Source organism: Shewanella woodyi ATCC 51908 (assembly GCF_000019525.1).
GTDB lineage: Bacteria > Pseudomonadota > Gammaproteobacteria > Enterobacterales > Shewanellaceae > Shewanella > Shewanella woodyi.
In genome coordinates, this window is record NC_010506.1 from 4,090,228 (window position 1) to 4,102,806 (window position 12,579).

9 protein-coding genes are annotated in these 12,579 nt (G+C 43.9%); 1 reads left to right on the plus strand and 8 read right to left on the minus strand.

Annotation, left to right across the window (positions count from 1 at the left end; all coding sequences use genetic code 11):
• Nucleotides 1-344: 344 nt before the first annotated feature.
• On the minus strand, nt 345-2,969 hold the full coding sequence (alaS, locus tag SWOO_RS17235; RefSeq protein WP_012325943.1) for an alanine--tRNA ligase: 2,625 nt from the start codon (nt 2,967-2,969) through the stop codon (nt 345-347).
• A 291-nt stretch (nt 2,970-3,260) separates the two neighbouring features.
• A complete protein-coding gene (recA, locus tag SWOO_RS17240) occupies nt 3,261-4,322 on the minus strand; it encodes a recombinase RecA (protein WP_012325944.1) in 1,062 nt (353 codons plus the stop codon).
• Between the two features lie 329 nt (nt 4,323-4,651).
• Between recA and mutS the strand changes: the two genes are divergently transcribed.
• Nucleotides 4,652-7,228, plus strand: coding sequence for a DNA mismatch repair protein MutS (mutS, locus tag SWOO_RS17245; RefSeq protein ID WP_012325945.1), 2,577 nt, complete (start codon nt 4,652-4,654; stop codon nt 7,226-7,228).
• A 210-nt stretch (nt 7,229-7,438) separates the two neighbouring features.
• Here mutS and rpoS read toward each other — a convergent pair whose 3' ends face one another.
• The 6 genes from rpoS to ispF form a co-directional block, all read right to left on the minus strand.
• Nucleotides 7,439-8,407 carry an RNA polymerase sigma factor RpoS gene (gene rpoS / locus SWOO_RS17250; protein ID WP_012325946.1) on the minus strand — a complete coding sequence of 323 codons (969 nt, stop codon included), beginning with the start codon at nt 8,405-8,407 and terminating at the stop codon, nt 7,439-7,441.
• Between the two features lie 77 nt (nt 8,408-8,484).
• Nucleotides 8,485-9,381 carry a peptidoglycan DD-metalloendopeptidase family protein gene (locus SWOO_RS17255; RefSeq protein ID WP_012325947.1) on the minus strand — a complete coding sequence of 299 codons (897 nt, stop codon included), beginning with the start codon at nt 9,379-9,381 and terminating at the stop codon, nt 8,485-8,487.
• Between the two features lie 96 nt (nt 9,382-9,477).
• Complete coding sequence (locus tag SWOO_RS17260) at nt 9,478-10,113, minus strand: protein-L-isoaspartate(D-aspartate) O-methyltransferase (protein WP_012325948.1); 636 nt, start codon at nt 10,111-10,113, stop codon at nt 9,478-9,480.
• The gene (surE, locus tag SWOO_RS17265) at nt 10,110-10,859 is read right to left on the minus strand and encodes a 5'/3'-nucleotidase SurE (protein ID WP_012325949.1); all 750 of its coding nucleotides are present in this window, start codon (nt 10,857-10,859) and stop codon (nt 10,110-10,112) included. Before surE ends, SWOO_RS17260 begins: the two co-directional genes overlap by 4 nt.
• A 42-nt stretch (nt 10,860-10,901) precedes the next feature.
• On the minus strand, nt 10,902-11,969 hold the full coding sequence (gene truD / locus SWOO_RS17270; RefSeq protein ID WP_012325950.1) for a tRNA pseudouridine(13) synthase TruD: 1,068 nt from the start codon (nt 11,967-11,969) through the stop codon (nt 10,902-10,904).
• A 78-nt stretch (nt 11,970-12,047) separates the two neighbouring features.
• Nucleotides 12,048-12,527, minus strand: coding sequence for a 2-C-methyl-D-erythritol 2,4-cyclodiphosphate synthase (gene ispF / locus SWOO_RS17275; RefSeq protein WP_012325951.1), 480 nt, complete (start codon nt 12,525-12,527; stop codon nt 12,048-12,050).
• Between the last annotated feature and the right edge of the window lie 52 nt (nt 12,528-12,579).

Sequence of the window (12,579 nt, forward strand, 5' to 3'; positions counted from 1 at the left end):
CTTATTTAACTATAAACCGCAATATGAGCTTACTACACTAGCCTTACACTCAAAATGAGTTGGAATCAGTAGATGATACTACAATCTACAACAGCCTTAACCTAGCACTAAAAATGAAAATCCCCAAGAACAAAGCATTAACCGCGGCAGATTAAGACAAAAAACAGACAAAACACAACAATAAAACCCCAAGATGAAACGATAAAAACACATGAGTAACTAGATGTCGTACGACTATTAGCGTATCTATCCAAACTCTATACAATTAAACCTTTGTGATTTGAAGCACAAAAAAAGCGCTTTAACTAAAAGCGCTTTTTTATCGGGAAATGTGTGCATTTAACCTAAGCTAAACGTTCCTCAAGCCAAGGTAAAACTTGTTCTAAGGCTCCATCTAGCTTTTCTGGCTCTGTTCCACCAGCTTGAGCCATATCTGGACGTCCGCCACCTTTACCACCCACTTGAGCAGCAATTGAAGCAACAAGCTCACCCGCTTTTACTTTAGCGGTAAGATCTTTGGTCACACCAACAATAAGGTTAACTTTCGCTTCACCAGCAATAGCAAGTACAACTACACCTGAGCCTAACTTCTGCTTAAGTTCATCTTGCAACCCTCGAAGAGCGCCAGCATCAACTCCTTCAAGCTTCTTAATCAGAACCTTAGCCCCATTAACCTGCTTAGCTTCACCGGCTAAATCAGCGCTAGTGGCTGCCGCAAGTTTATCTTTGAGTTGAGACAACTCCTTTTCAAGTAACTTAGTGCGATCTAATTGAGCCTTTAGCTTAGTCACAACTGAGTTACTATCTGCTTTGAGCAAGGCTGCCGCTTGATCTAACTCAGCTTTCTGAGCAGCCACATATGCCATAGCAGCCGCTCCAGTGACCGCCTCAATACGACGAACACCTGCAGCAATACCACCTTCAGAGGTGATCTTAAACAAACCAATGTCACCAGTGCGGCCAACATGAGTACCACCACAAAGCTCGATTGAGAAATCACCCATAGTGACCACGCGAACCTCATCTGTGTACTTCTCACCAAACAGTGCCATTGCACCGCGCTCTTTGGCCTGATCCATATCCATCACATCAGCGGATAGTTTATGGTTACGACGGATCTGAGTATTGACAAGATCTTCAACCGCTTTCAACTCTTCAGGTTTTACACCTTCAAAATGAGAAAAGTCAAAGCGTAACCTTTCTGCATCAACCAAAGAGCCTTTCTGAGTGACATGCGTACCTAAAAGTTGGCGCAATGCTGCATGCAGCAAGTGAGTAACAGAGTGATTTAACTCAGTACGATGACGAAGCTTCTTATCAACAATCGCCTCGAGTGTATCACCCACGCTGATGCTACCTGAATTAACCGTTCCCTGATGTCCAACGGCTTGACCATATTTTTGTGTATCTTTAACGTCAAACTCGACGCCTTTAGCTGTCAGTAGACCTTTATCACCACACTGTCCGCCTGACTCACCATAAAATGGCGTGCTATCGAGAACGATAACCGCATCTTCACCAGCATTTAAGCTATCTGTTGACTCGCCAGCTTTATAAATAGCGGTAACCTTGCCCTGTGCAGTGAGTTCGGTATAACCAGAAAAATGAGTCTCTTCATCAATTTTAAGAGAATCATTGTAATCTGTGTCGAACTGGCCAGCAGCTTGAGCACGGCTTCTTTGCTCGGCCATAGCAACTTCAAAACCAGCCTCATCAACAGTGATCTCACGCTCACGACAAACATCAGCGGTTAAATCAACAGGGAAACCATATGTATCATAAAGTTTAAATGCAGTCTCACCGTCAAGTACATCGCCCTTAAGCTCATTAAGCGCACCATCAAGAATGCCTAAACCACGCTCAAGCGTACGAGCAAACTGCTCCTCTTCCGCTTTCAATGATTTCTCAACAATAGCTTGTGTCTCAACCAGTCCCTTAGCAGCATCCCCCATCACCTCAATCAGTGTTGGTACCAACTTATAGAAGAAGGAGCTTGTTGCACCTAACTTATTACCATGACGAACTGCGCGGCGAATAATACGGCGAAGCACATAGCCTCGACCTTCATTTGATGGCATAACACCATCTGCAATTAAAAACGCACATGAGCGAATATGATCAGAGATAACCCGCAAGGATTTATTCTCTAAATCTGTAACCCCTAAGATCTCAGCCGTTTTCTTGATCAACGCCTGGAAAATATCTATTTCATAGTTAGAGTGAACACCCTGCATAATCGCAGCAATACGTTCAATCCCCATACCAGTATCAACAGAGGGCTTTGGCAGCGGTAACATCTCGCCACTAGCTTGGCGGTTGTACTGCATAAATACGATATTCCAGATCTCGATAAAACGATCACCATCCTCTTCAGGCGTACCTGGACGACCACCCCAGATATGATCGCCATGATCATAGAAGATCTCAGAACAAGGACCACAAGGACCTGTATCACCCATCTGCCAGAAGTTATCAGAGGCATATGGAGCCCCTTTATTATCGCCGATACGGATCAAACTCTCTGCTGGAACTCCAATCTCTTTAGTCCAGATATCAAAAGCTTCATCATCGGTTTCATAGATGGTGACACATAGACGTTCTTTAGGAAGCTTTAGCTCTTGAGTCAGAAAGTTCCATGCAAAGCTGATTGCTTCACGCTTAAAGTAATCACCGAAGCTAAAATTACCTAACATTTCGAAAAAGGTATGGTGACGAGCGGTATAACCCACATTATCCAGATCATTGTGCTTACCACCGGCACGCACGCAACGCTGAGAAGAGGTAGCTCGTGTATAACTACGCTTATCTTCTCCTAGAAATACATCTTTAAACTGGTTCATACCTGCGTTAGTAAACAGCAAGGTTGGATCATTTACAGGTACCAGTGAACTACTGTCCACAACCTGATGACCGTTAGTGCGGAAATACTCCAAGAAAGCACTTCTTAGCGCTGCAGTGGTTTGATACATGAAATCATCCTGAATTAATTAAGCTAACAGTGAATATAACATTCACCGACATACTATTTAGCCGGACATTATAATCAGTCTAAAGGATAACAACCAGAGATTTAGCGGTGGAAAAGTCGGAAAGAGTCGAAATTTAGAGGAAGCGCTAAGCTAGCAGGGGAAAACTGAGTCACAGTCAATAAAACAGTTTAGAGATTATATCAATCAGTATAATAATCGCGGTGGCAAGATACCACCGCGAGATAGTGAGCGTGAGCAATGATGCAAACAGTTAAGCTTAGTGCTCAGTGCTTAGAATATTTCACCAGTTTCAAGATCAACATTCTCATCACCCACTTCAGACTCGACTGCAGGCTCAACAGAGGCAAGCAGCATGCCACGTAGTGCTGTATCAATCTCCTCAGCAATCGCTGGGTTATCAAGCAGGAACTTACCCGCATTTGCACGACCTTGGCCTATCTTATCGCCTTTATAGCTATACCAAGCACCAGCTTTCTCAACCAGTTTATGAGCCACACCTAAGTCAACCAATTCACCAGTACGGTTAATACCTTGCCCGTATAGGATCTGGAACTCAGCCTGTTTAAATGGTGCAGCAATCTTATTCTTAACCACTTTCACGCGAGTCTCGTTACCAACAACCTCATCACGCTCTTTAATTGCACCAGTGCGGCGGATATCAAGACGGACAGAAGCATAAAACTTCAGTGCGTTACCACCTGTAGTGGTTTCAGGGTTACCAAACATAACACCAATCTTCATACGGATCTGGTTAATAAAGATAAGCATGGTATTGGTTTGTTTTAGGTTACCAGCAAGCTTACGCATCGCTTGACTCATCATACGAGCCGCTAGACCCATGTGAGAATCACCAATCTCACCTTCAATTTCCGCTTTTGGTGTTAAGGCAGCAACCGAATCGACAACGATAACATCAACAGCACCAGAGCGAGTTAACGCATCACAGATCTCTAACGCTTGCTCACCCGTATCAGGCTGTGAACAAAGTAAATTATCGATATCCACACCTAGCTTTTTAGCATAGATAGGGTCTAGAGCATGCTCTGCATCGATAAAGGCACATACTTTGCCTTCACGTTGAGCTGCGGCAATAAGCTCTAGAGTTAGGGTTGTTTTACCTGAAGATTCTGGACCGTAGATCTCAACGATACGTCCCATTGGAAGACCGCCAGCGCCTAAGGCAACATCTAAAGAGAGTGAACCGGTAGAGATAGTTTCAACATCCATTGAGCGGTTTTCGCCCAGCTTCATAATAGAGCCTTTACCGAACTGCTTTTCGATCTGGCCTAAAACGGCGTTAAGTGCTTTCTCTTTGTTCGCGTCTATCTTCATTCCTGTATCCTCAGAGTCACAGCGGTTGCGCTGATTAAAATCTTGTGATGACTCCAGCGTCTATCAAAAAGTGCGTAAAAGGAGTCTCAATATGCAAACTAGTATACTGTATAGTCATACAGTATCAAGTACTGTGGAAGAATATTTTTCTTCACTCCAGATCACTGGATAATAAGTACTTATTTCCACAGATATTATTCATTCTGATTTTTTATCGCGATTAAAAGCTTAATAATGGGAAAAATATTGTTAATATTGCCGCCAACCAGTAAAGGTCGATTTAGATAAATGCGGCCAGTTTAATACGTCATAAAAGAGACGAGCAGTAGATGAAAGCGATCGACAGCCAAGATTTAGAAAAACATACCCCTATGATGCGTCAGTATTTGACTTTAAAAGCCGAAAATCCAGATGTACTTCTTTTCTACCGTATGGGCGATTTCTATGAGCTTTTTTACGATGATGCCAAGAAGGCATCTGAGCTATTAGGGATCTCACTTACAGCAAGAGGCAAAAGTGGTGGTGATCCTATCCCTATGGCTGGCCTTCCCTACCACGCTGTAGAGGGCTATTTGGCAAAGCTGGTTCAACTGCGAGTTTCGGTTGCTATCTGTGAACAAGTTGGCGATCCAGCGACATCTAAAGGCCCGGTTGAGCGTAAGGTGGTTCGACTCGTCACACCAGGCACACTCACCGATGAAGCGTTACTGCAGGAGAGACAAGATAATCTACTTGCAGCGGTTTATCACGGTAAAAAAGGCTTTGGCTATGCCACATTAGATATTAGTTCGGGGCGATTTGTCATTGCGGAACTTGAGTCCTGTGAAGCACTAGAAGCAGAGCTTCAACGTACCAGTCCAGCTGAGCTTCTCTACAGTGAAGACTTCTCTGAGATGAGCCTGATTTCAGCATTTGAAGGCACCCGCCGTCGCCCTGAGTGGGAGTTTGATTTCGACACAAGTCAAAAGCTTCTGCTTGATCAATTTGGTACCAAAGATCTGCAAGGTTTTGGGTTAGATGGTGCTCGGCTATCTCTTCAGGCAGCCGGTTGTCTTATGCAGTACGTAAAAGACACTCAACGCACAGCACTCCCTCATATCAACTCAATAGTCAGGTTTAATCAAGGCGATAGCATCATTCTCGATGCTGCAACCAGACGTAACCTAGAGCTAACGATGAACCTCCAAGGGGGCCACTCAAATACGCTTGCCACTGTGCTCGATAATACAACGACTCCGATGGGAAGTCGTATGTTACAAAGATGGATCCACGAGCCACTGCGTGATCGTCAGCGTATCGAAGCGCGTCAAAGCGCCCTCGAAGAGATATTGGAGAATGGTCTCTATGATGAGTTGCACCCTCTATTAAAGTCACTGGGTGATGTTGAGCGGATAACCGCGAGGCTTGCATTGAGAAATGCACGTCCCAGAGACTTCTCTCGCCTTAAGCATGCCTTAGCGATACTGCCAGAGATCCAACAAATACTGGCCAGATGCCAATCGGCTCACCTTCAATCTTTAGCTAGAATTATCAGTGAGTTTCCAGAGGAACTAGCATTACTTGATAGTGCGATCGTCGATAATCCTCCTATGCTTATCCGTGATGGTGGGGTGTTAAAGCCTGGCTACAATGCTGAATTAGATCAATGGCGTGACCTAAGCCAAGGCGCAACAGACTACTTAGCTGAGCTTGAGGCAAGAGAAAAAGAGGCCACTGGCATCTCGACGCTAAAAGTCGGCTACAATCGTGTACACGGTTACTATATTGAGGTCAGTCGGAGAGAATCTGATCTTGTGCCTCTGAGTTACCAGCGCAGACAGACACTGAAAAATACTGAGCGTTATATTGTCGCAGAGCTAAAGGAGCACGAAGAGAAAGTGCTCTCCAGCCAAGGCAAAGCCCTAGCCCTTGAGAAGCAACTATGGGATCAACTGTTCGATCTTATCTTGCCTCAGCTCCATGAATTGCAACTTTTCGCCCAAGGTGCAGCAGAGCTAGATGTACTCGCAAACTTTGCAGAGCGAGCCGACACGCTCAACTATCAAAGACCAGTGTTAACCGATATCCCTGGTATTCAAATAGAGTCTGGTCGACACCCTGTAATTGAACAGGTGAGTCAAACTCCATTCATTGCCAATCCAGTGACCTTAAGTCCTGCGAGAAAGATGTTGATAGTGACAGGTCCAAATATGGGCGGTAAATCGACCTATATGAGGCAAGTGGCCTTAATCACCTTGATGGCACATATAGGCTGTTATGTTCCAGCTCAAAGCGCGACTATCGGCCCAGTTGATCGCATATTCACTCGCATAGGCGCCGCCGATGATCTCGCCTCTGGTCGCTCAACCTTTATGGTCGAGATGACTGAAACCGCCAATATACTTCACAATGCGACACCAAAGAGTTTAGTACTGATGGATGAGATAGGTCGAGGCACATCGACTTACGATGGTCTATCTCTAGCTTGGTCTGCGGCGGAATATTTAGCGCAGAAAATTGAGGCCATGACACTATTCGCAACTCACTATTTTGAGCTAACTCAACTACCAGAGCTAATATCAAATGTGGCGAATGTACACTTAGATGCAATTGAACACGGTGACACGATCGTCTTTATGCACGCAGTGCAAGATGGCGCGGCCAGCAAGAGTTACGGACTTCAAGTTGCCGCACTTGCAGGAGTACCTAACCCTGTCATTTTGGCTGCAAAACACAAGCTACACCATCTGGAAAGCCGTGATAATCACAATACACAGCAGACAGACTCAAGTGGTGTACAGCAAAGTATGGTATTTCCAGACCCTATAAAATCACCTCTTGAGGAGGCGATGGAATCAATCAGGCCAGATGAGCTTAGCCCTAAACAGGCTTTGGATATCCTGTATAGATTAAAGGATTTAAGTTAAATCTCATCATTCGTCTAAATATCAGACATTAAAAAGCGCACATAACGTGCGCTTTTTATCTCTTATTTGGCGTAGTAAGAATAGATGCCACCATACCTGTTTAGTTGATGAACATTGCCAATTAAAGCTTTGCTTTAATTAACGCCAAATAATCATACCTACCTCTAAGGAAAGAGACTCTCAAATGCGTGAGGTAGACGTAATAAGCTATTAAATTTTAAAAATAGCCTCTACAGATAAGCCTTGAGCACTAAGCAGATCTTTGAGTCTTTTCAAAGCTTCTACTTGAATTTGACGTACTCGCTCTCTGGTTAATCCAATCTCTTTTCCTACATTTTCCAATGTAGAAGGCTCATAGCCCAACAAACCAAAACGGCGCGCTAACACCTCTCTCTGTTTTGTGTTGAGTTCATCTAACCATTTAACCACTGACTTAGACATATCTTCGTCCTGAACCTTATAATCAGGACCGACATTATCATCATCAGCTAACACATCGAGAAGTGCCTTGTCGTTATCACCTCCAAGAGGTGTGTCAACAGAGGTGATCCTCTCATTAAGCTTCAGCATGCGACTAACATCTGCACTAGGAAGATCTAGCTTTTCAGCGATCTCTTCAGCTGTGGGCTCGTGATCTAGTTTATGTGCTAACTCTCTGGCCGTACGAAGATACACATTCAACTCTTTCACTACATGTATAGGAAGTCGAATGGTACGAGTTTGATTCATGATGGCACGTTCTATGGTCTGGCGTATCCACCAAGTCGCATAAGTAGAAAATCTGAATCCTCTTTCAGGATCAAATTTCTCAACGGCTCTAATAAGACCTAAGTTTCCCTCCTCAATCAAATCAAGCAGAGCAAGACCACGATTGTTATAACGACGGGCAATTTTAACGACAAGTCTTAGATTACTTTCGATCATGCGGTTTCGGGATTTATCACAGCCTTTTAGAGCTTTACGTGAAAAATACACCTCCTCCTCCGCACTGAGTAGGGGGGAAAAACCAATTTCACTCAGATAGAGCTGAGTTGCATCTAGGTTTTTTTGTAAATCATCCTGAACCTGATTTTCAAGTTCGGCGCCTTCTGTTTTCGCTGTTGTTGATTCGATATCGGACTCATTCTTAGCTAAGTCCACTAACGGCTCCGCTACTGCGGTATTTGCTTTACGACCCATAAAATGATCTCCCAAATTTTGCTCAATTTGATTACTGCACGTTAATATCCTCCAATTGCCAAAACGGCCCTAAACCATCATTGTTTAGGTAAGTATTTCAGTGGGTTAACAGATTTACCATGATGACGGATCTCAAAATGTAGCATGACCCGATCTGTACCTGTATTACCCATTTTCGCTAGCGTTTGCCCTATTGTGACAAACTGCTTCTCTTTGACTAAGATGCTGTCAGCATGGGCATAGGCACTAAGATAGTCGTCGCTATGTTTAACTATGACTAAATTACCATACCCTCGAAGTGCACTACCCGCATATACAACTCGCCCATCGGCTGCGGCTTTTATTATGTCACCTCGGTTTCCAGCTACCTTTATTCCCTTATTCCCCTGCTCTTTGGCAGAGAAGGTACCAATTAACTTCCCTTTTACCGGCCATAACCATCGAGTCACTTTTGTAGGCAACTCTGATTTAGGCCTGTGGACAACACTGTTAACATCTTGTTGACCAGTTGTTACAGGATACGCAGACTTTTGTTGCTGATCAAGTGATTTTTTTGGCGGTATAGGTTGAGTTTTTTTAGCTACTAAAACAGGTGTAACCTCCTGTTTAACCTTAGGTTTAGTTGGGTTAGGTACAACTTTATGACTATTTTTTGACGGAGTCTTAGTTAAATTTGTATTTGTAACATTTGATGTAACATTTAGATTTAACTTCTGTCCAGGAAAGATGGTATAGGGCTTCTTCAGCTTGTTTTTATTAGCTAAATCCAAAAAATCGTTATCTGAAGCCCAAGCAATTGAGTAAAGTGTGTCACCTTGCTTAACGTAATAAAAATCTAATTTTAATGCACCTTTAGTATAAGCAGTCTTCACAGGCGTGGTCACACTGGCGACAGGAGCTGGCCTTTCGGACTGAAAACTACAGCCAACATTAAAAAAGCAAACCATACAGATAATTCGAGCATGCCAGCTCATTGTCAATTCAGCAAACAAAGAAATCTCCTAACTCAATCACTCATTAAGACAAGTCTCAATGCTAAGAAAATACAACTTAAAAGCAATAGGTTACAACTAAGCAAGCTCACCATTAACTAAAGGTACAAAACGAACAATCTCAACAACTTCAGAGCTGAACTGTTCACCATGGCGTACCACTTTTAATAACTGTTGTGAGGTATCCCCAACTGGGATAATCAGCACACCATTATCAACAAGCTGACCTAACAGCGCTTCAGGCACCGTTGCCGCTGCGGCAGTAACCATGATGGCGTCAAAGGGCCCCTTGTTAGGCCAACCTTTCCAACCATCGCCATACTTAAATGAAATATTGTGAAGATCTAAACGTTTCAACCTCTGCCTCGCCTGGATCTGCAGAGACTTAATTCGCTCAACAGTGCATAGCTCTGGTGAGAGTTGCGCTAAAATTGCCGCTTGATACCCAGATCCAGTTCCAATCTCGAGTACTTTTTTAGGCTTATGCTCCAGCAACAACTCCGTCATTCTGGCGACAATATAGGGCTGTGAGATGGTTTGACCCATCCCAATAGGTAAAGCTGTATTCTCATAAGCCTTATGTCCTAAAGCGGCATCGAGAAAGAGCTCTCTAGGAGTATTAGCAACCGCCTGTAAAACGGCTTCATCCCTGATCCCTGCATCACGCAAGCTTTTTGCTAAATTCAGTGCTGCAGTTGTCGCGACCCTGCTCATAGTTTATCTATCCACTCTTTCATTGATGTTATTTGATTGAAAGCCGTGAGATCCACAGTCAGTGGAGTCACAGACACGTATCCATTGGTGACAGCATGAAAATCCGTGCCTTCGCTCGCATCCTGCTCTTCACCCGGAGGGCCTAACCAAAAAATATCTCGCCCTGCTGGATCTTGTGTTTTAAGCATACCAGCCGCTTTATGCCTAGCCCCAAGGCGCGTAACTTTAATACCTTTTATCTGCTCTACGGGTAAGTCAGGCACATTAATATTCAAAATTTGATCTTGAGCGACAGGACTCTCTAGCAAACCTTTAATGATCTTACTGGTAAAAAAAGCTGCACTGTCATAATGCTTAAGCTTAGAGCCAACAAGAGAGACGGCGATTGCTGGTAATCCCAAGAAGCGCCCCTCCATTGCCGCAGCAACGGTACCTGAATAAAGAGTATCATCCCCCATATTCGCACCAGCATTAATACCAGACACCACCATATCAGGTTCATCTGTATACAACTCACGGATCGCTAAATGAACACAATCAGTTGGGGTGCCACTTACAGACACATAGCCATTGCTCAAGGTATTAATTCGCAAGGGGTTAGTCAAGGTTAAAGAGTTGCTTGCCCCTGAACAGTTACGATCGGGTCCCACTGTCATAACATCATAGGAGCTTGCTAACGCGTTGGTTAGCGCCACGATTCCTGGTGCGGTGACCCCATCATCGTTACTTACGAGAATTTTTATCATCTACTTGCCAATCTCTATTTTACTTTACCTGATAAACCTAGTTTAAGACTCTGCAGACGCTTGTCTCGCCTGCTGACGCTCTCGAAACTCCCTCTCTTTGACATCTTCATAGTCAAAAAGCTCCCTAAGCACAGAGGTGGCATAGCAGCCTGCAGGGAGAGCAAACTTGATCAATAAAGTATCATCACCCTCTTGCTCATAGCTCAAATGTTGCGGCTCAGATAGTAAAGTACGTCGCTCTTGGATTAAGCCAGCATGTTCAAGACCATCTCTATCGGATTCAAACTCAGCTAGTGCTTTTGCCTCAAATTCGGCTGCGTCAGCTTGAGATAATGCAGCACCTCTCCCCCACAAAGGAGCCGATAGCTGAATATCTTTCTCATCGAGACGCTTTATCGTCGCATCATCCCACTGCTCGGCAGTAAAGTAGCTTTTAGTTCCAGCCAGCATGACACAATCACCATCGAGCTTATTCAGACCATGTTCGGCTAACCTTGCTGACACAGAAATATTGAACAGATAAGATCGAACAGCCGACAGGTAGATACTGCGTTTCTTTCTGTCTTTTACTTTTCTTCCGGTCAGCATCTGACGACCAAAAACAAGATTTTTACCATCATGACCGAAACGCTGTTCACCAAAGTAGTTAGGCACACCAGTCTGTTTAATCAGCTCAAGCCGCTCGATAACCTCATTCATCTTGGTTACATTACGAAGCGTTAGGCTAAATCGATTTCCAGCCAGTGCCCCTATCCGCAGTTTTTTACTATGGCGACTACTAGAGAGAACCGTTAATTGTTCACTATTAAGACTTGCCCAATCCGGCGTCTCTTTACCAGGTATCCGCACACCAAACCACTGCTCCGTGATAGCATTTTTATCCTTCTGACCAGCGTAGGTCACCTCTTTAGGATGAACATGTGCAAAGCCAGATAGAAGAGTCGCAACATCATTGGTATTGAGCCCCTCTTTACGAATATGAAGCAGATGATGCTCCCCTTCACCCGTCGGTGCAAAAGGCAATATCTCCTGAACCTGAAAATCGCTATTGTGAGTACGAAGATCCGCTTTAGATGTAGGCTTACCGTGTAAATAATGAAGTTCAATCATGATGACTCTGTTCTCTCAATCGGCCTTACCGATCTAAATATATGTATAACTCATCTCAAGGAGTATGAGTAAAACGTGTTATGCCTTTGCCAGTAAGATCACAGCTTCCACAGCGATCCCCTCTTTACGACCAGTAAAACCAAGCTTTTCGGTCGTTGTCGCTTTAACATTAATATTATCCAAATCGGTCGCAAAATCACGACTTAACACTTCGCGTATGGCTTGAATATGGGGCGCCATCTTAGGTACTTGCGCAATAATGGTTACGTCTAGATTTCCAATCACAAAACCTTTATCTTTTGCCAGTTGATAACAGTGACGCAGTAAATGACGACTGTCAGCGCCCTTGAAATCATCATCGGTATCCGGAAAGTGCTTGCCAATATCACCTAAGGCTACCGCACCTAATACGGCATCAGAGATTGCATGCAGTACAACATCACCATCTGAATGTGCGATTAATCCTGTTTCATATGGCACATTTACACCACCTAACAATAGCGGTGAATCGCCACCAAATTTATGCACATCAAACCCGTGACCAATACGTATATTCATGTTAAATCCTGTTACCGAGAGTAAAAGCCGTTAGCTGAAATCGATTAAAAAT